At 63.8% G+C, this 18,015-nt stretch carries 18 protein-coding genes; 10 read left to right on the forward strand and 8 right to left on the reverse strand.

Annotation, left to right across the window (positions count from 1 at the left end; all coding sequences use genetic code 11):
- The first annotated feature begins 4 nt into the window (after window positions 1–4).
- The 10 genes from fliI to fliR all read left to right on the forward strand — a co-directional run bounded on the left by fliI (window position 5) and on the right by fliR (window position 8,273).
- Complete coding sequence (fliI, locus tag F8A90_RS09220; RefSeq protein WP_200016788.1) at window positions 5–1,363, forward strand: flagellar protein export ATPase FliI; 1,359 nt, start codon at window positions 5–7, stop codon at window positions 1,361–1,363.
- Window positions 1,364–1,403: 40 nt separating this feature from the next.
- Window positions 1,404–1,853, forward strand: a complete 450-nt coding sequence (fliJ, locus tag F8A90_RS09225; protein ID WP_200016789.1) for a flagellar export protein FliJ — start codon at window positions 1,404–1,406, stop codon at window positions 1,851–1,853.
- Between the two features lie 26 nt (window positions 1,854–1,879).
- The gene (locus F8A90_RS09230) at window positions 1,880–3,343 is read left to right on the forward strand and encodes a flagellar hook-length control protein FliK (RefSeq protein ID WP_200016790.1); all 1,464 of its coding nucleotides are present in this window, start codon (window positions 1,880–1,882) and stop codon (window positions 3,341–3,343) included.
- Window positions 3,344–3,559: 216 nt separating this feature from the next.
- Window positions 3,560–4,048: a flagellar basal body-associated FliL family protein gene (locus F8A90_RS09235; protein ID WP_200016791.1), complete on the forward strand. Its 489-nt coding sequence runs from the start codon at window positions 3,560–3,562 to the stop codon at window positions 4,046–4,048.
- Between the two features lie 6 nt (window positions 4,049–4,054).
- The gene (gene fliM / locus F8A90_RS09240) at window positions 4,055–5,071 is read left to right on the forward strand and encodes a flagellar motor switch protein FliM (protein ID WP_200016792.1); all 1,017 of its coding nucleotides are present in this window, start codon (window positions 4,055–4,057) and stop codon (window positions 5,069–5,071) included.
- Complete coding sequence (gene fliN / locus F8A90_RS09245; protein ID WP_107334750.1) at window positions 5,064–5,534, forward strand: flagellar motor switch protein FliN; 471 nt, start codon at window positions 5,064–5,066, stop codon at window positions 5,532–5,534. Before fliM ends, fliN begins: the two co-directional genes overlap by 8 nt.
- 13 nt (window positions 5,535–5,547) lie before the next feature.
- Window positions 5,548–6,189: a flagellar biosynthetic protein FliO gene (gene fliO / locus F8A90_RS09250; protein WP_200016793.1), complete on the forward strand. Its 642-nt coding sequence runs from the start codon at window positions 5,548–5,550 to the stop codon at window positions 6,187–6,189.
- Window positions 6,186–6,983, forward strand: coding sequence for a flagellar type III secretion system pore protein FliP (gene fliP / locus F8A90_RS09255; RefSeq protein WP_325096907.1), 798 nt, complete (start codon window positions 6,186–6,188; stop codon window positions 6,981–6,983). The genes fliO and fliP overlap by 4 nt, the downstream gene beginning before the upstream one ends.
- Before the next feature lie 170 nt (window positions 6,984–7,153).
- Window positions 7,154–7,423 carry a flagellar biosynthesis protein FliQ gene (gene fliQ / locus F8A90_RS09260; RefSeq protein WP_200016794.1) on the forward strand — a complete coding sequence of 90 codons (270 nt, stop codon included), beginning with the start codon at window positions 7,154–7,156 and terminating at the stop codon, window positions 7,421–7,423.
- 52 nt (window positions 7,424–7,475) lie between these two features.
- Window positions 7,476–8,273, forward strand: a complete 798-nt coding sequence (fliR, locus tag F8A90_RS09265) for a flagellar biosynthetic protein FliR (protein WP_233593262.1) — start codon at window positions 7,476–7,478, stop codon at window positions 8,271–8,273.
- A 150-nt stretch (window positions 8,274–8,423) separates the two neighbouring features.
- On the opposite strand, the gene flgL is transcribed toward fliR, so the two are convergent.
- The 8 genes from flgL to flgE all read right to left on the reverse strand — a co-directional run bounded on the left by flgL (window position 8,424) and on the right by flgE (window position 17,891).
- Window positions 8,424–9,683 (reverse strand): flagellar hook-associated protein FlgL, encoded by a 1,260-nt coding sequence (gene flgL / locus F8A90_RS09270; RefSeq protein ID WP_200016795.1) that lies wholly within the window; start codon window positions 9,681–9,683, stop codon window positions 8,424–8,426.
- A 10-nt stretch (window positions 9,684–9,693) separates the two neighbouring features.
- The gene (gene flgK, locus F8A90_RS09275; RefSeq protein ID WP_200016796.1) at window positions 9,694–11,325 is read right to left on the reverse strand and encodes a flagellar hook-associated protein FlgK; all 1,632 of its coding nucleotides are present in this window, start codon (window positions 11,323–11,325) and stop codon (window positions 9,694–9,696) included.
- A gap of 172 nt (window positions 11,326–11,497) precedes the next feature.
- Window positions 11,498–12,946 (reverse strand): flagellar assembly peptidoglycan hydrolase FlgJ, encoded by a 1,449-nt coding sequence (gene flgJ, locus F8A90_RS09280; protein WP_200016797.1) that lies wholly within the window; start codon window positions 12,944–12,946, stop codon window positions 11,498–11,500.
- The gene (locus tag F8A90_RS09285; RefSeq protein WP_373996125.1) at window positions 12,946–14,085 is read right to left on the reverse strand and encodes a flagellar basal body P-ring protein FlgI; all 1,140 of its coding nucleotides are present in this window, start codon (window positions 14,083–14,085) and stop codon (window positions 12,946–12,948) included. The genes flgJ and F8A90_RS09285 overlap by 1 nt, the downstream gene beginning before the upstream one ends.
- Before the next feature lie 104 nt (window positions 14,086–14,189).
- A complete protein-coding gene (locus F8A90_RS09290) occupies window positions 14,190–14,840 on the reverse strand; it encodes a flagellar basal body L-ring protein FlgH (RefSeq protein ID WP_200019964.1) in 651 nt (216 codons plus the stop codon).
- Between the two features lie 139 nt (window positions 14,841–14,979).
- Window positions 14,980–15,762 carry a flagellar basal-body rod protein FlgG gene (gene flgG / locus F8A90_RS09295; RefSeq protein ID WP_054556613.1) on the reverse strand — a complete coding sequence of 261 codons (783 nt, stop codon included), beginning with the start codon at window positions 15,760–15,762 and terminating at the stop codon, window positions 14,980–14,982.
- Between the two features lie 26 nt (window positions 15,763–15,788).
- Window positions 15,789–16,556, reverse strand: a complete 768-nt coding sequence (locus tag F8A90_RS09300) for a flagellar basal body rod protein FlgF (protein WP_200016798.1) — start codon at window positions 16,554–16,556, stop codon at window positions 15,789–15,791.
- Between the two features lie 75 nt (window positions 16,557–16,631).
- On the reverse strand, window positions 16,632–17,891 hold the full coding sequence (gene flgE, locus F8A90_RS09305; protein ID WP_200016799.1) for a flagellar hook protein FlgE: 1,260 nt from the start codon (window positions 17,889–17,891) through the stop codon (window positions 16,632–16,634).
- Between the last annotated feature and the right edge of the window lie 124 nt (window positions 17,892–18,015).

Here is an 18,015-nt window from a genome sequence, read left to right on the forward strand (position 1 = left end):
CGCCATGAGCCACTCTTCCGCACAGCAATGGCGCAGCGCGCTGGGCGCCATTCGTGAGCGCGTCGAGAGCCTCGAGCCCCAGCGCAGCAATGGCCGGCTGGTACGCGCGACCGGCCTGGTGCTGGAGGCGGTCGGCCTGCGGCTGCCGGTGGGCGCCAGCTGTCTGGTCGAGCTGGGCGCGAACCTGCCGCCGGCCGAGGCCGAGGTGGTCGGCTTCGCCGATCAGACCCTCTACCTGATGCCCATCGACCCACTCAGCGGCGTCGCACCGGGCGCGCGAGTATTTCCCCTCGGGCATGGCAATGTCGGCGAGCGACGCTATCCGGTCGGCGAAGCGCTGCTCGGGCGGGTCGTCGATGGCGTGGGACGCCCGCTGGATGGCCTCGGCCCGCTGGAAGATGTCGAACATGCACCGCTGGAGAGCCGTCCGCTCAATCCGCTGGAGCGCGCACCCATCGACACGCCGCTGGATGTCGGCATACGTGCCATCAATGCCTTGCTGAGCGTTGGCCGTGGTCAGCGCATGGGGTTGTTCGCCGGTTCTGGCGTCGGCAAGAGTGTGCTGCTGGGCATGATGGCGCGCTTCACCGATGCCGATGTGATCGTGGTCGGCCTGATCGGCGAGCGTGGGCGCGAGGTGCAGGAATTCATCGAGAACATTCTCGGCGAACAAGGCCTCAAGCGCGCCGTGGTCGTGGCCACGCCGGCCGATATGACCCCGTTGCATCGCCTCAAGGGCGCCAGCTACGCGACGCGCATCGCCGAGTCCCTGCGCGACAAGGGCCAAAATGTGCTGCTGATCATGGATTCGCTGACCCGCTACGCGATGGCCCAGCGCGAGATCGCTCTGGCCATCGGCGAGCCACCGGCCACCAAGGGCTATCCGCCCTCGGTATTCGCCAAGCTGCCGGCGCTGGTGGAACGCACCGGCAACGGCCGGCGTGGCGGCGGGTCGATCACCGCCTTTTATACCGTGCTGACCGAAGGCGATGACCAGCAGGACCCCATCGCCGATAGTGCGCGCGCGATTCTGGATGGGCATATCGTGCTGTCGCGACGCATTGCGGAAAGCGGCCACTATCCGGCCATCGATATCGAAGCCTCGATCAGCCGCGCCATGTCGGCGGTGGCGCCGGAGCGGCAGCTCACCCGCGCCCGTCGCTTCAAGCAGTTCTATTCCAGTTATCAGCGCAATCAGGACCTGATCGCTATCGGCGCCTACCAGCCCGGCAACGACAAGGTGCTCGACGCCGCGGTGCGCCTGCACGAGCCGATGGGACGTTTCCTGCAACAAGGCACTACACAGCACGCAAGTCTTGCCGATAGTACGAACATGCTCGAACAATTGCTGGCCCAGCCATGATGGCCGCCTTCACCTGTCATTGATCGGGAACCCTCACTGAATGGCCATCTCATCGTCACGTTTCGACACCCTGACCCAGCTGAGCGAGCGCCGGCGTGATGGCGCTGCGCGCCAGCTCACCAGCCAGCGTCAGCGTCAGGAAAACGCCGCCCAGCAACTGGTCACCCTCGAGCAGTACCGTCTCGACTACTGCCAGCAGATGCAGGCACGCCTGACGCAGGGGCTGGACCCGGCCAGCTGGCACAACTATCAGGCCTTCATCGCCTCGCTGGACAAGGCGATTGCCCAATGTCGCGTACGGGTAGCCCAGGAACAGACCCAGACGCACCATCAGCATCAGCGGCTGGTGAAGGAACAGCAGACCCACGCGGCCTGGCAGGGCCTGGCGGATCGCGCCAGCCTGAGCGCCGCACTGCAGGCGCGCACCGCCGAGCAACGCCAGAGTGATGAACAAGCCACCCAGGCCTGGTTACGCCGCGCCAATGGCTGAAGACGGCCAGTCTGAGGAGTGACACCATGACGGACACTGCACGCATCTCGATGTTGTCGGCCACCTCGCCAACCATCTCGCCAACAAGGGCACCGACCAGCGCCCAGGTCGCCTCCGAGGCGACTCGTTCGCGCGACGACGTCGGCTCGGCTTCCGCAGAGAGCGCCTTCGAGGCACATCTGTCCCGCGCGCAGCGCGAGGATCGCCAGCAGGATAGGCAAGCGATGCATACGCAGACGCAAGAGGCACAGCAACAGCGTGTCGAGCGTCGCGAGGCCGCCGAAGACAAGCATGCGCAGCACCTCGAACAGGTTCAGGCAGCGTCGTCAGAGACATCGTCCACTGCGGACCCGGCCGCTGCCGCCCTTCAGAGCGGCAACCTCCCGCCTGCCCAGCCCTCATCGGCAAGCCAGACAGCAGGACAGCCATCAGCGCAGTCACTCGAGGTCTCACGACTGGATAGCAGCGTCGAGCGCGGTATCTCGCGCATGCAACAGCTGCAGCAACTCACGCAAGGCGGCCAAGGCGCCTCTGGCGGTGACGAGACAGCATTGAACACGACAACTGCCACGACAGCGGGCAATACAGCGGTCAACACGGTAGGCAACACGGCGCTGCAAGGTGACTGGCTGGCCGCGCTGCGCAACCCAGCGGCAGCGGGATTGGATGGCGCGATTGCGGATCAGGCGCCCAGCAACAGGACCTCTCCGACAACGGCAGGCAGCTTGAGCACAGAGGCACCCTCCTCGCTGACCGATGGCGCGCTGGGCCCGCTGACCGATGAGGCCATTGAAGGCGTCACCGCCAAGGCCGACGGCGCTTTGCTTGATGCCAACGGCTCACGCGCCGGTGCCGATCAGTCCCAGCTCTCGGGTGCGTCAACAGCTGGCGTGTCAGCCGGCGCATCGAGTTCGAGCGCTGCAGGCAGCGGCGCCTTGCTCAATGGCACGGGCAATGCTGCCGGCAATCCAACGGGCATGACATCACAGGCGGGAGCCTTGATTCCCGCAAGCGTCGGCACTCAGGCCTGGCAACAGGCACTCAGCGAGCAGGTGGTACGCATGCAGCTGAGCAAGTCGCCACAGGCCGAGATCGCGCTCAATCCAGCCAATCTGGGCAAGCTGACCATTCGCCTCAACATTGGTGAGCAGGGCACCAGCGCGCACTTCGTCGCGGGCCACCAGCAGGTGCGCTCGGCGGTCGAGTCATCCCTGAGCGAGCTGCGTCAGGCGCTGGAATCTCAGGGGCACGAGCTGACGGCGATCAGTTTCAGCAGTCAGGACGACATGCAGCAGGACGATCCTCGGGACGAGACGCCGGACAACTCGGCCAATCAGGGTCAGTTCGCCCAGCGCCTCGAGGGTCAGCCGGCGAGTGCCGCCAGCACCAGCGCTGACGCCATGGAGGGAAGCCTCGCCGCGAGCAACCTCACAGGCGAGCTCACAAGTGCATCCCAGATAGCCTGGGGACGACGTGAATGGCAGGCATGACGGGCCGGATGTTTTACCAAGTGCTTTTACCAGGTGCTTTACCAAGTGCTTAGCCAGGTGCTTTTGCCAAGAGCTTCTGTCAGGGAGCTGTCAGATAAGCCCGCCTGGCGCGTCATCATTCAAGTAAGCGCTCGCACGTGGCGTTATTCCGCCGTTCGATAACCACGCCTTCGGTCATACTGGCCCCGCTACCGACTCCAGGGACACCGCACCACGATGTCAACGATTATCACCACCCCCGCCAGTCAGCGTCGCTCTTGGCTGCTGATCGGGGTCATCAGCCTGATGAGTGCCGTGATCGCGGCGCTAGTGGCCGTCTATTTCGCACTGCCGATGCTCAGTGATCAGAAGGCCGCACAGGAAGCCGAGCCGGAAGTCGTGGTCGTGCCACCGCCGGTCTTCATGCCGCTGGCACCTTTCACGGTCAACCTGGAAAGCCCGCGCGGCAATCGCCTGCTCTATATCGGCATCACGCTCAAGATGGCCGATCAGGACGCGGTGGCGCGCGTGGAAGGACTCAAGCCCGAACTCAAGAGCCGTCTGCTGCTGTTGCTGTCAGGCCAGAGCCCGGATGAGCTGATCACCCAGGCCGGCAAGCAGGCGCTGCAAGGCACCCTGACCGAGGCGCTTTCGCGCCCCTACAGTGAAGGCGGCCAGCCACTGGCCATCTCCGGCGTGCTGTACAACGACTTCATCGTGCAATAACTGGCCATGGCTCAAGACGATCTGCTGTCACAGGACGAAATCGATGCTCTGCTCTCCGGCGTGAACGGTGACAGCGGTGCAACGGCTGACGCCTCGAGCACGCCCGCCGAAGCGCGCATTCGCCCCTTCGACCCGGCACGCCAGCACCGCATCATCCGGGATCGCCTGCATGCCCTGGATATCATCAACTCGCGTTTCAGCCGTCAGTTCCGCATGGGGTTGTTCAACCTGATCCGCCGCGGCGCCGATATCACCGCCGGGCCGGTGCAGTTCCTGAGCTACAACGAATTTTCCCGCAACGTGCCGGTGCCGACCAACATCAATCTGTTCACCATGAAGCCGCTGCGCGGTACCTCGATGCTGGTGTTTCCGCCCAGCCTCGTGTTCATGGTCGTCGACAGCCTGTTCGGCGGTGATGGTCGCTTCGTGACCAAGTCAGAGGGACGGGAATTCACGCGTACCGAACAACGCGTCATCCAGCGCCTGATGCAGCTGGCATTGAATGCCTACCGCGACGCCTGGTCGGCGGTCTACGCCGTGGAAGCCGACTATCTGCGCAGCGAGATGCAGGTCAAGTTCGCCAATATCACCAGCTCGCCCAACGAGATCGTGGTGTGCACCAGCTTCCATCTGGAGGTCGGCAATCACAGCAGCGACTTCCAGATCTGCCTGCCCTACTCGATGATCGAGCCGCACCGCGAGCTGCTCTCGAGCCCGCTGCAGGAAACCAGCGCCGAGGGTGACAGCCGCTGGGGCGAGCGCCTGCGCAAGGAAGTGCGCGCCACCGATGTCGAGCTGCACGCCGACTTTGCCAGCATCACCACCACGCTGGGCGCCTTGGCCGAACTTGCCGTGGGCGATGTGCTGCCCATCGAGAAGCCCGAGCGCGTCAACGCCTACGTCAACAATGTGCCGGTGCTCGAAGCCGGTTTCGGTCGCGCCAATGGCCACCGCGCCCTGCGCGTGACCCGCATCATCAATCATCCGATCAACACTGCCAGCGAGGACAGCGGCGATGAGTGAGCCCAATTCGCCAGACGCGCCCGCGCCCAAGGCCACCCCGAATTCCCCGACATCCGGCACTGACGACCCCTGGGCCGATGCGATGACCGAGCAGATGGGCGACGAGTGGGCCAAGGCGCTGGAAGAACAGCAGAGTGAGGCTGCCCCCCAGGGCGGCGACATCTTCGAGCCCCTCGATGGCAGCGGTGGCGGCGCACGCCCGCGCGAGCTGGACATGATCATGGACATCCCTGTCAAGATGACCGTGGAGCTGGGACGCACGCGCCTGACCATCAAGCAGCTGCTGGAGCTGTCGCAGGGCTCGGTGATCGAACTGGATGGCCTGGCCGGTGAGCCGATGGACATCCTGATCAACGGCTACCTGATCGCCCAGGGCGAGGTGGTCGTGGTCGAGGACAAGTACGGTATCCGCATCACGGAAATCATCACCCCCAATGAGCGGGTACAGAAGCTCAACCGCTAAGGCTGTTCCTGTCATGACCTCCGATGCCCCTGATGGCGCGATCCTGCTGCCGGATGCCGAGACAGCGCCCTTGAGCGCTGCCAGCGCCAACACCAACGCCAGCACCCAGGCGCCGTCACCGGCCTTTCTCGGTAGCGACGCAAACCTGACTGCCGACACAAGCCAAAGCTCACCGCTGGGCGCGGCCAGCCTGGTCAATACCGGGCTGGCACTTGCCGGCGTGATCGGTGTGATCCTGCTGCTGGCATGGTTGATGAAGACACTCGGGGGTGCCCAGACACTGCGCGGCAATCGCATTGCCCTGCGCCCGCTGGCGCGTCTGGCGCTGGGTCACAAGCAGAGCCTGGTGGTGGTAGCGGTGGGCAACCAGCAATTGCTGCTGGGCGTCGGGCCGGCGGGTATCACCTCCCTCGGTGAGCTGACGGCCGAGAATGGCGGCCTGGTACCCGCACACGCTGGCAGCACTTCGAACGACGCATCGCTGGCCTCGCCTGCCTCCGCAACAGGCGGGAGCGGTGCCGCGGCCGGCTTCGCCGAGCTGCTGCGCGACCGTCTCGCCAGACGCTCGCCGGCTGCCACGTCCGCCACGACGCCCTCTGATGTGACGCAAACTACTACCTCAGACAAGGCAGATGATGCGGAGCCTCGCTCATGACGGGGCTGGTAAGGCTTTCGCCGGGCTTGAGAGCAAGCGGGCTGAAGACTGGAGGCCTGCTGACTGGACTCCTGATCGCATTGTCGGCCTGCCTGCTGACCAGTCAGGCAGCACACGCCGATGTGCTCAGCGGCCTGACCAGCCAGCCACTGCCGGACGGCGGCGAGTCCTGGTCGCTGAATATCCAGACGCTGATCCTGCTCAGTGGCCTCGCCCTGCTGCCGGCGGCCTTGCTGATGATGAGTGCCTTTACTCGCATCATCATCGTGCTCGGCCTGCTGCGCACCGCGCTGGGCACCGCGTCTGCGCCGCCCAATCAGGTGCTGGTGGGCATCGCGCTGTTTCTGACCTTCTTCGTGATGTCGCCAGTGCTGGAGCGTATCTACGACGAGGCCTGGCAACCCTATGACAGCCAGGCCATCAGCCTGCAGGAAGCCATCGAACGCGGCGGCGATCCGCTGCGCGACTTCATGCTCGGTCAGGTGCGTGAACCGGATATTGCCCTGTTCGCCCGCCTGGCCAAGGTCGAGGAAATCCAGACCCCGCAGGACGTGCCGTGGCGCGTGCTGCTGCCGGCCTTCGCCACCAGCGAGCTGAAGACGGCCTTCCAGATCGGCTTCAGCCTGTTCGTGCCCTTCCTGATCATCGACCTGGTGGTCGCCAGCGTACTGATGGCGCTGGGGATGATGATGGTGCCACCCGCCACCATCTCGCTGCCTTTCAAGTTGATGCTGTTCGTGATGGTCGATGGCTGGCAGCTGCTGTTGGGGTCGCTGGCCGAGAGCTTCTATTGAGAAAGCTTCTACTGAGAAAGCTTCTACTGAGAGAGCATCTATTGAGCCAGGCCCTGTCGCCACGCCGTCACCAGACTTTCCAGTCGTGATGCGCAACCGTGTCGCGCCACCGGGTATTGCCAGCCTCGACAGCTCATATCTGCCCATCTTCCCATCGAGAACGCGCCGCCATGACCCCTGAAGTCATCACCAGCCTGGCCTCGCATGCCATGTACATCACCCTGTTGGTGGCAAGCCCGCTGCTGGCCAGCGCCCTGTTCATCGGCCTGATCGTCAGCCTGTTCCAGGCCGCGACCCAGATCAACGAGATGACCCTGTCCTTCATCCCCAAGATTCTCGGCGTGTTCGGCACCCTGGTACTGGCCGGCCCCTGGTTGCTGGAGACGCTGATCGACTTCACGCACAGCGTCTTCACCGGCTTCCCGCACCTGATCGGATGAGCGATGCAAGTCACCATAAAGCCTGTCGCTTCCCCCGCGGGAGGTCGTCCCCGTGCCGAATGACCTGCTGTCCCCCGAGCACCTCCAGGCCCTGCTGCTGAGCGTGATGTGGCCCTTCGCGCGCCTGTCCGGGTTCATGATCAGCGCGCCGCTGTTCGGTCACCGCAGCCTGCCCACGCCGGTGCGCCTGTTGATGGCCTTTGGCCTGGCGCTGATCATCGCGCCGCTGGTCGATAGCCCGCCGCCTGTGGATGTGCTCGGCCCGGCCGCCGTCTGGCAGCTGGCCTTGCAGATGGGCGTCGGTCTGGCACTGGGGCTGGTGATGCGCATCACCTTCGCCATCGTCGAGGCGGCGGGGGAATTCATCGGCTTGCAGATGGGGCTGGCCTTCGCCAGCTTCTTCTCGGCCGACACCGGCACCAATACCCAGGTGCTGTCGCGCCTGCTGGGCATGCTGGCCATGCTGCTGTTTCTGGCCTTCAATGGCCATCTGCTGGTGCTGGAAATCCTGGTCACCCACTTCCACGAGATTCCCCTCGACCTGCGCCGCATGGGGCCTGTCGGGCTCGAGAATCTGTTGCTGTGGAGTGCCAGCCTGTTCAGTGCCGGCCTGCTGCTGGCCTTGCCGCTGGTTGCCTCGCTGCTGGCGATCAACCTCGCGATGGGCGTACTCAACCGCTCGGCGCCGCAGCTGTCGGTGTTCTCGATCGGCTTCCCGCTGACCCTGTTGCTGGGTATCGCGATGCTGTGGCTGATGATGCCGGGCATGACGGACTGGCTATCGCTGCTGTTCCGTCAGGCGCTGGGCGCCTTCCAGGCCGTGCATGAAGGCCTGGGCACGATGCCATGACATGCAAGCAGTGACCTGAAAAGCAATGACCTGAAAAGCAAAGATCTGAAAAGCAACGACCAGAACGCAAGAGCCGCACCGGATGCCATCGCGAGAGCGAGTATCCAGTGCGGCTTTTTCATCATTCCTCAAACGCGGTCACGCCATCACTCAGCGCAGATAGTCGAACAGCGACATGCCCGAGATATCCGAGAACGCCTGCTGTGAGGCCTGCAGTCCCACCTGGGTCAGCGAGTAGTCGGAGATCGCCTCGTTGTAATCCAGATCGATCAGGTCCGAGCGGGTCGAGGCATAGTTGAGCTCACGGTCATCCCCGATGATATCCAGTGAATCCAGCTCGTTGAGCTTGGTGCCGACATCGGCACGCACCGTCAGCACATTGTCGAGACTGTTGCTGAACTGGCGACTGGCGGTCGAGATGGCGTTGTTGAAGGCGGCCTGATCGGCCTCGCTCTCGATCGGCGTGCTCAGCGCAGTGATCAGCCCATCCAGATTGGCGAACACATCGGCACTGGCCTCGCCCTCCTCGACCACCAGCTGCGTTGCCTTGCCTTCTGCCTGAGCTTCAAGTACCTGCTGCTCATCACCGGACAGCGTCATCGACAGGCCATTGAACGCAAGGGTCATGCCATCGCTGAACGCCACGGGTGATGGCAGCGGCTCGCCTTCGCCATCCAGGACCTGGAGATCATTGCCTTCGGCATCGGTGCCGCTGATCGTGACACCGGTGGCATCGATGCTGACGCTGTAGGCCGCGCCATCGACCCGCACCGAGGCGTCGATGACTTCCGGCCCCTTGAAGGTGATCGGCAGTGACGACTCGCTCTCGCTGGTCTGGCGGGCCAGCTGCTGATTGCCGGATGCCACGCCGCCAAAGATCTGGCTGCCGGTATGATTGACCTCCATCAGGCGCGAGCTGTCGACGCGTTGCTGGCGCTGCTGATCATCGCCGCGATAGGTGCCATCCTCGCCAAAGGGCGCCGTGTCACCGCTCATGCCGCCGAACAGATAGTTGCCATTGCCGTCGGTGCTGTTGGCCAGTCCCAGCAGCACTTCGCGACTGCCTTCAATCTCGGTGGCCAGCGCATCGCGGTCGCTGTCACTGAGAGTGCCGTTGCCCGCCTGCACGATCAGGCTCTGGACACGCGTGATGGTGTCAGTGACCTGATTGAGCGCGCTTTCCTCGATGGAGAGGTTGTTGCGCGCCGTGGTGCGGCTGTCGCTGAACTGCTCATTGACGGCCTGGGACTGCGAGATCGTCACCGCCTGGCTGGCCGCACTCGGGTCATCCGAGGGATTGACCACGCGCTTGCCGGTGGCCAGCTGCTCGGACACCTTGGAGAACGCCGCCTGCTGATCCAGCATCGAGGTGACGCCCTGGGCATAGAGGGTTTGGGTACTGATGCGCATCACGGCCTCGTTAGCGGATGTTCAGAATGGTATCCAGCACTGTCGACGCGGTCTGGATGACCTGGGCGTTGGCCTGGTAATACTGCTGATAACGGATCAGGTCCGCGGCTTCTTCATCCAGATTGCCCCCCGAGATAGACTGGTCTGCCGCCGACAGCTGCTCGGTCAGGCCCTGCTGAGCCTCTAGGTTGACCTGCACCTGACGTGTCTGGTTGCCGACCTGGCTGACCAGTGACGCGTAGTGATCATTGAAGCTGCCGGCGCTGCCCAGAGCGTCGCTGCTCTGCAGCGACTGCAGGGCGAGAATGTTGCGGTTGTCGAGGCTGGCGTCACTGGAACCCGCGGCAATCTCGGCGCCCTCGTCGATCGCGACGTTGAAGGTGTCGGCGATATTGCGCGTCGGCTGGATGGTGAAGCTGTCTCCGTCCGCCATGCCGGTGGCGGTGAACACCAGGCCGTACTGGCGCATCACGCCTTCGCTGTCCGGGGTCAGGGTCTGAACGGCGCCGCTGCTGAGGTTTTCCAGCTGGTAGGTGCCGCCCTCAAGACTCAGGCGGTAGTCATCACCGGTCAACGCGACGCTGTAGAAGTCGTCACCTTCCTGCTGGGTGGCGGGGGCGAATGTCACCTCAAGGCCCGCGCCGGCGGCATTGCCGCTGGCCGGCAGCACTTCCGGATCGCCGAGGGTGAAGAAGTCGCCCCCCACGTTGCCATTGGCGTCGACACCGTCGGCGTGCTGGGCATTGAAGGTCAACGCCAGACCCGCGGCCAACTGGCCGAGCTGATTCTGGGTCGGCTCGAGACTGTCGGCGCGGAAGCTCAACAGCCCGCCCAGGGTGCCGCCTTCGAGCTGCGCCTCATCGATGGCGCTGGTGACGCCCGGCGCCACGCTGTAGGTGACCACCGAACGGCTCATGTCCTGCGGGTCTGGCTCCACGGCCAGTTCGTGATTGCTGCTGCCGTTGACCAGCAGCTGGCCATTGCCGAGGCTGACGCTCAGCCGACCATCCTGTTCCTGCACCTCGACGCCGACCAGCGTCTGCAGGTCGGTCACCGCCTGATCGCGCTGGTCCAGCAGGCCGAGTGGCTCTTCGCCGGTACGTGCACGCGTCAGGGAAATCTGCTCGTTGAGCGAGGCGATCTGGCTGGTGGCAGTGTTGATGTCGCCGACCACATCGCCGAGCCGTGAATTGACCGCAGAGTCCATGTCATCCAGATAGGCGGAGAAGGCATTGATCTGCCCGGCCAGGCTCTCGGCGCTGCCCAGCAGGCTCTCGCGCGCCGCCGGATCACTCGGCTGACTGGCCACGCCTTCGATGGCGCCGAAGAACTCCTGCATCAACGGCGCCAGGCCCGCCTCGTCATCGGCGAGGAGATTGTCGATCTGACTGATGTTGGCTTCGTGGGTCTCAAGCGCCGTGCTGGCGCTCATGGCGCTGTCCAGCTGCGCCGAGAGATAGCTGTCGGTCTGACGGCTGATCGACGCCACGCTGACCCCGCCACCACTGCTACCACTCAGTTCGACCGTTTCACGGCTATAGCCCGGCGTGTAGACGTTGGCGATGTTGTTGCTGTTGGTGGCAAGCGCCGTCTGGGCGGCTTGCAGACCACTGACACCGATACTCAACATGCTGCTGGCCATGGCGTTTACCTGAAAGGAACAATGGATAGAGGGAGAAGGTGGATGACGCCACATCGGCGTACGGATGCTGTGAATATCGGCGTACCAGACGCCAACTTGAGGGCGTAAACCACAATCGTTGTCGGCTTGTCACAGCAGTTCATCGACAGTGAATCATCAGCGGATCAGCAGCTCAGCGGAACAGCGGCTCTGAACGCCCCATCGCCAGCTGGATGGCGCCTGATGCAGCACTTTCACTGCCAATACCGATCTCTTTATTCGTCGCAGACGCCACAGACGCCACACCCGTCGCAGACACCGCATCCGCTGCAGACGCCATCTGAACCAGCGGCTCAGCATCACGCGCATCGAGGGCAAACAGCGGCGCTGAGTCATCAAGCAGCCCGCGCGGGGAGTTGAAATTTGAGCTTGAGTCGGCGGTTGCGATAGACGATGACGCAGGCATGGCATCGCGTGACGCCAGGCGGGTTTCCGGTGTCTCGAGCGGTCCGCTGGCCTCCAGCGGGCCGACACGACTCATGATCGAGATCAGCTTGTCGGCATAGTGCGGGTCAGTGGCGTAGCCCGCCGCCTGCAAGGCGCGCGCCGCACTCTCGGCGTCCGGCGACCGGGTCACGTGGGCATAACGCTGGGCGCCGGTCAGGAGCGCGGCATGATCACACAGCGCGCTGGCCTGATCGGGATAGACGCGGAAACTGTCTTCGAGACGCATGCGGCGCCCGTCGCGGTATTCGGTGGTCAGCACCGTGGTGCTGTCGCCCTGCCAGCTGCCGCCGGCCTTGATGCCGAACAGGTTATGGCTGTCGGTGCCGGCCTCGGTGTGAATGCGGCGCTCACCCCAGCCCGTCTCCAGCGCGGCCTGGGCCAGAATCAATTCTGCGGGCAGCCCGCTTTCACGACTGGCCGCCTGTGCAGCGGGGCCAAATTCCGCCACGAAGCGCTGCACATTGTTCGGCTGACGACGTAGTGGCTCACTGAGCATCGCTGTACCCGTCACTGAACCCTGTACGCCGCTATCGGGCTCGCTCGCTCCTGGCCCTGCCGTCGTCCGAGAGATTTCGGCATAGACGCCCTGGAACTCCCCACTGGCCGCGACCGCATCAAGCATCGCCATGAAGCCCGTATCCTCATTCTCGGCAAGTGCCTCCACTGAGGCATGCCAGTCCTGTGCGGGTGCTACCTGCGCGGCCGATAGCCAGTCATCCTGCTTCTCAATAGAGTTCGTGGGGCTGGCAACTGTCGCGGAAGAAGTCGTCACGAGTGACGCTGCGCTTGTCGAGGCGACATTGCTGGTGCTCGAAGACAACTGCTGAATCAGGATCTTCGACAGGCCGACACCGTCGCCGACACTGGCCAGTTGCTGGGAGAGCTGCTGGTCCAGCATCGAGGTCATCATCTCTTGCTGCTGCGAGCCGGTCAGCGCTGAATTCTCGGTGGCCGAGCGCATCTGCTTGAGCATCATGTTGAGCATCAAGGCCTCGAATTGGCGTGCACTCTCCTTCAGCGCCTCCTGCTGACGCTCGCCACCACTGGTGGCCGCCCCCTTGAGGCTCGCCAGCCCCTGGATGTCGAAGGCCAGCCGACCGGCATCCACGTTGGTACCGCTACCCAGCACACTCATCAGATCACCTCGAGATCAGCACGCAGCGCACCGGCTGCCTTGAGCGCTTCCAGAATCGAGACCAGGTCCTGCGGCGTGGCACCCAGCGCATTCAGGCCATCGACGACTTCCTGCAGACTGGCAGTCCCCTCGACCATGCGCAGCGCACCGCCCTGCTGGTTCACGCTGATATCGGGGTCGTTGACCACTGCCGTCTGCCCCTGGGACAGCGGCGCGGGCTGACTGATCACCGGATTGGCATCGATCACCACCGACAGGTTGCCGTGGGTGACCGCCGCGCGCGCCAGGCGCACTTCGGAATTCATCACCACCGAGCCGGTCCGCGCATTGACCACCACACGCGCACGCGGCACGCCCAGGGCGACCTCGATGTTCTCGAGCCTGGCGATGAACCCGACACGCTGACTGAGATCACGCGGCGCCTGCACCACGATATCGCGGCTGCTGAGCGGTGAGGCCAGCGAACCGCCGAAATTTCGATTGATGGCGCTGGCGACATTCTGGGCATGATTGAAATCGCCCTCGAACAGGTCGAGATGGATCACGCCATTCTCATCCCCGAGACGCGTCGGCACGCCGCGTTCCACCGTGGCGCCACTGGGGATGCGACCGGCGGTCAGCTGGTTGACCTGCACGCTGGAACCGCCGGCCTGGGCACCGGCACCACCGATGATCAGATTGCCCTGCGCCAGCGCGTAGACCTGGCCATCCACGCCCTTGAGCGGCGTCATCAACAGGGTGCCACCGCGCAGACTCTTGGCATTGCCCAGCGACGACACCACGACATCGATGGGCTGACCGGAGCTTGCAAAGGCCGGCAGGCTGGCGGTGACCATGACCGCCGCCACGTTCTTGAGCTGCATGTTGGTGCCCGACGGCACCGTCACACCCAGCTGGGAGAGCATGTTGGTCAGACTCTGGCCGGTGAACGGCGCCTGGGTGGTCTGGTCCCCACTGCCATCCAGCCCCACCACCAGGCCGTAGCCGACCAACGGGTTGTCGCGCACGCCGCGCACCTGGGCGAGGTCCTTGATGCGATCGGCCTGCGCCGATTGCAGCGTCAAGGTCAGGCAGCTCACCAGCATCAGGCAGGCGGCCAGCGCAGCGCGCCAGCGGGGATTGGGGAGCATCTCAAGCATCGGATAGCGACTCATGATGGGACAGCGTGGTGAGAAATCGGGACGAGCCATTCAGGGCGAGGCAATGTTCTGCAGAACAGGTTGCAGCAATCAGCACGTCAGACTCAGAACGGCGCCAGATTGAGGAAGAAGCGCTGCATCCAGCCCATGTTCTGCGCCTCGTTGATATAGCCATCACCGACATATTCGATGCGTGCACTGGCCACCTGGGTGGATTGCACTGTATTGGCCGAGGAAATCGTGCGCGGATTGACCACCCCGGAGAAGCGAATCGACTCGGTGCCCTGATTGATCGCGATGCGCTTCTCGCCGCGCACCTCCAGATTGCCGTTGGGTTGCACCTGACTGACCGTCACGGTGATGGTGCCGGTGAAACTGTTGTTGGCATTCGCGCCACCACTGCCGGTGAAGTCATTCTCGCCCTCGATATCGGCATCGGTGCCATCCAGCAGCCCCGTCATGAAATCGGGGATGGCGGTCAGCGAGAAACCGAGGCTGCCGTCACGGCTGGCATTGCTGGCCGAGCTCTTGCTGGCGCTGACATTCTCGTCGAGCAGGATGGTGATGATGTCGCCGATGGCACGCGGACGGCGATCCTCGAACAGCGGCTGGTTGCCATACAGCGGCTGGAAGATGGCGCCATTGGCCATCGGTTCCGGGCGCGGCTGCATCGTCGATTCCATTGGCGTGGTATCGACCAGCGGTTCGCTGGGGATATGGGCACACCCGGCCCCTGCCAGCGTCATGGCCAGCATCGCCAACCCGGCCAGCGCGCGGCGCCAGCCAGGCAATGTCAAGCCAGGCAACTTCAAGCCATTCTGGCGTGGGCAGACAGCTGACGGGGATGGCAATGCCACCACCGGGAGATCACGCGAAAGCGACATGCGACAACCCTTACATCTGGACCAGACGCTCCAGCATCTGATCGGTGGTGGTCACGGCCTTGGAATTGATCTCGTAGGCACGCTGGTTCTGGATCATGCCCACCATCTCTTCCACCACGTTGACGTTGGAGGTCTCGACGAAGCCCTGATAGAGAGTGCCCGCACCATTGAACCCGGGCACGTTGTCACTGCGCGGTCCCGAGGCATCGGTCTCGGAATACAGATTCTCGCCGCGACTGAACAGGCCCGTCGGGTTGATGAAGGTGGACAGCTGCAGCTGCCCCACCTCGGTGCTGTTGGTGGAGCCGGGCTGGGTGACGCTGACCACGCCATCGGAGGCGATATCGACACTCAGGGCATTGGCCGGAATGACGATCGCCGGGTCCAGCGGGTAGCCACTGGCGGTGACCATCTGGCCAGTGCTGTCGAGCTGGAAGGAGCCATCGCGGGTATAGGCATTGGTGCCATCCGGCAGCATCACCGCGAAGAAGCCCTGACCGTTGATCGCGACATCCTTGGAGTTCTCGGTCTGCTCCAGATTGCCCTGGATGTGCAGACGCTCGGTGGCCACGGTGCGCACCCCGGTGCCCACCTGCAGCCCCGAGGGCAGCTCGGTGGTGGCAGAGGAGGCAGCGCCGGGCTGGCGCATGTTCTGATAGAGCAGATCTTCAAACACCGCGCGCGACTGCTTGAAACCATTGGTCGAGACGTTGGCCAGGTTGTTGGCCGTGACGTCCATCTGCATCTGCTGAGCTTCAAGGCCGCTCTTGGCTGTCCATAGGGCACGAATCATCAGGGGGCTCCGCCGTGATTACGGGGTCAGTCGGTACCAAGCAGGCTGTTGCCACGCTCGGCCATGCGCTCTGCCGTATCGATGCTCTTCATCTGCATCTCGAAACTGCGCGCGTTGTTGATCATGGCGACCATCGCATCGGTCGCCGAGACGTTGCTGCTCTCCAGGGCGCCGGAGACGACCCGCACCAGCGGGTCGGCAGCCAGCGGTGGCGCGGCCTCTCCCGCCGCAGTCGGCGGCTGACGGAAATAGCCGTCCTCGCCGCGCACAAGCGCCGGGCTGCCGGGAATGACCTCGGGATTGACCAGCTTGAGCTGGGCCTGCAGCACCATGGTGTCAGGTGCATCCGCCGCCGAGCGCGCACTCACGCTGCCATCGGCGGAGATATGCACGATAGCGTTGAGCGGCAGCTCGATCGGCCCGCCATCGCCCAGCACCGGCAAGCCGCCGGAGGTCAAAACACCATCGGCATCGATCCGCAACGCGCCGTTGCGGGTGTAGAGCTCCTCGCCATTCGCGCCCTGCACGGCCAGCATGCCGGGGCCGTCCAGCGCGACATCCAGCGCGCGATCCGTGGTCTGGATCGTGCCCTGGGCCATCGAGGCCCCCGCGGTAGTCAGCTGACTGGAGACGCGTGTCGCCAGCCCTTCGCCCTGCACATCCACCGCCCGCGACAGCGTCAGCATCTCGCGAAAGCCGGTGGTCGAGAGGTTGGCCAGGTTATGACTGGCGACATCCTGAGCCGCCAGGCTGCGCTGGGCGCCGCTCATGGCGGTGTAGAGCATTCTGTCCATCAGCCGACTCCAATCTGGTCAGATAACGCGTGCAACGGTGGCGCTGTCAGGCGACATGGCATCAGTCAGCCCGGATCAACGCAGGTTGATCACGGTCTGCTGGACTTCGTCCTGTACCGAGATGGTCTGGGCATTCGACTGGTAGTTGCGCTGGGCAATGATCAGATCGACCAGCTCAGTGGTCAGGTCGACGTTGGAGGCTTCCACCGCACCCGAGACCACATCACCGAACACTCCCTCACCCGGCACGCCGACCAGCGGCTCACCGGATTCCGCGGTCGCCAGCCAGCTGTTGTCGCCGTTGGGCTTGAGGCCCTGATCATTGGCGAAGTTGGCCAGCGAAATGGTGCCCAGCGTCTGGGTCAGTTCATTGGAGTAGCTGCCGATCACCCGCCCGTCACCGTCGATGGAGATGCCCACCAGGCTGCCCGAGGTGTAGCCGTTCTGGGATAGCGAGGTGACTTCGTAGTCGTTGGCGTACTGGGTGCTGCCTGTCAGATCGATGCTGAAGTTCATGTCTTCGGCACCGTTCGTGAGGGCGTAGGTCTTGGCTGACTGGGTATAGTCACTGCTCAGCTGGCCATTGGTGCCGAAGCTGATCTGCTCCGCCTGGACATCGAAATCCACCGTCGGGGTGATGCCGGCATTCACATCCGACTGGTATTCGGCCGACTTGCCGGCGAAGTCCATCACGTGCTGAACATCCCAGGTGTTGCTGCCGGTCTTGGTATAGAACGATGTCACGACATGCTCGCTGCCCAGACTGTCATACACGGTCATCGACGACGCATAGTCATAGCTGGTCGGATCCATCGGATCGAAGGTCGTGGTGGTCGGCTCGGCTTCGGAATCCAGATTGATGGATATCTGCGCGCCATAGATGCTGTTGGCAAGGTTGTCCTGGGTCTGACTGGCCGCCAGGGGCGCGGTCGGCACCTGCAGCACGACGGGTTCGCCAGTGACCCGTTCACCGGCATAGCCCGTCAGCTGGGCACCCTGCGTATTGACGATATAGCCATCGGCATCGACATTGAGCTGGCCATTGCGCGAATAGACCACCTGACCGGTGCTGTCGGCAAAGCGCAGGAAGCCTTCGCCGGAAATCGCGATATCGAGATCCCGCCCGGTGGTTTCCAGCGAACCGGTCGAGAAGTCCTGGGAGATGGAGGCAACCTGGACCCCGATACCCGCCGCCTGGGAACTGGCGTAAAGATCCGCGAACTGGGTCTCGGAGGACTTGAAGCCCACCGTTTCCGAGTTGGCGATGTTGTTGCCGATCACATCCAGATTGGTTGCCGCCGCACTCAAACCGCTCAATGCCTGTGAAAACGCCATGGTCTGTCCCTTTGATCGCGATGAAGATGAAAGCCCGAGACCTGTCAGCGAGCTCGGGGGCGGCCAAACGGCCTGAAACTGGTGGCCCGTCCGGCGGGCTCGCTGGCGCTATCCCGACGCCTCA

The organism is Cobetia sp. cqz5-12, from assembly GCF_016495405.1.
Classification (GTDB): domain Bacteria; phylum Pseudomonadota; class Gammaproteobacteria; order Pseudomonadales; family Halomonadaceae; genus Cobetia.

Coding starts and splice junctions, on each gene's coding strand:
- fliP (WP_325096907.1), top strand. CDS start 6,186: ATGACGGGGCTGGTAAGGCTTTCGCCGGGCTTGAGAGCAAGCGGGCTG.
- fliJ (WP_200016789.1), top strand. CDS start 1,404: ATGGCCATCTCATCGTCACGTTTCGACACCCTGACCCAGCTGAGCGAG.
- flgE (WP_200016799.1), bottom strand. CDS start 17,891: ATGGCGTTTTCACAGGCATTGAGCGGTTTGAGTGCGGCGGCAACCAAT.
- F8A90_RS09230 (WP_200016790.1), top strand. CDS start 1,880: ATGACGGACACTGCACGCATCTCGATGTTGTCGGCCACCTCGCCAACC.
- flgJ (WP_200016797.1), bottom strand. CDS start 12,946: ATGAGTGTGCTGGGTAGCGGTACCAACGTGGATGCCGGTCGGCTGGCC.
- flgK (WP_200016796.1), bottom strand. CDS start 11,325: ATGGCCAGCAGCATGTTGAGTATCGGTGTCAGTGGTCTGCAAGCCGCC.
- fliQ (WP_200016794.1), top strand. CDS start 7,154: ATGACCCCTGAAGTCATCACCAGCCTGGCCTCGCATGCCATGTACATC.
- fliM (WP_200016792.1), top strand. CDS start 4,055: ATGGCTCAAGACGATCTGCTGTCACAGGACGAAATCGATGCTCTGCTC.
- F8A90_RS09300 (WP_200016798.1), bottom strand. CDS start 16,556: ATGGACAGAATGCTCTACACCGCCATGAGCGGCGCCCAGCGCAGCCTG.
- F8A90_RS09235 (WP_200016791.1), top strand. CDS start 3,560: ATGTCAACGATTATCACCACCCCCGCCAGTCAGCGTCGCTCTTGGCTG.
- flgL (WP_200016795.1), bottom strand. CDS start 9,683: ATGCGCATCAGTACCCAAACCCTCTATGCCCAGGGCGTCACCTCGATG.
- F8A90_RS09290 (WP_200019964.1), bottom strand. CDS start 14,840: ATGCTGGCCATGACGCTGGCAGGGGCCGGGTGTGCCCATATCCCCAGC.
- fliI (WP_200016788.1), top strand. CDS start 5: ATGAGCCACTCTTCCGCACAGCAATGGCGCAGCGCGCTGGGCGCCATT.
- fliN (WP_107334750.1), top strand. CDS start 5,064: ATGAGTGAGCCCAATTCGCCAGACGCGCCCGCGCCCAAGGCCACCCCG.
- F8A90_RS09285 (WP_373996125.1), bottom strand. CDS start 14,085: ATGCTTGAGATGCTCCCCAATCCCCGCTGGCGCGCTGCGCTGGCCGCC.
- flgG (WP_054556613.1), bottom strand. CDS start 15,762: ATGATTCGTGCCCTATGGACAGCCAAGAGCGGCCTTGAAGCTCAGCAG.
- fliO (WP_200016793.1), top strand. CDS start 5,548: ATGACCTCCGATGCCCCTGATGGCGCGATCCTGCTGCCGGATGCCGAG.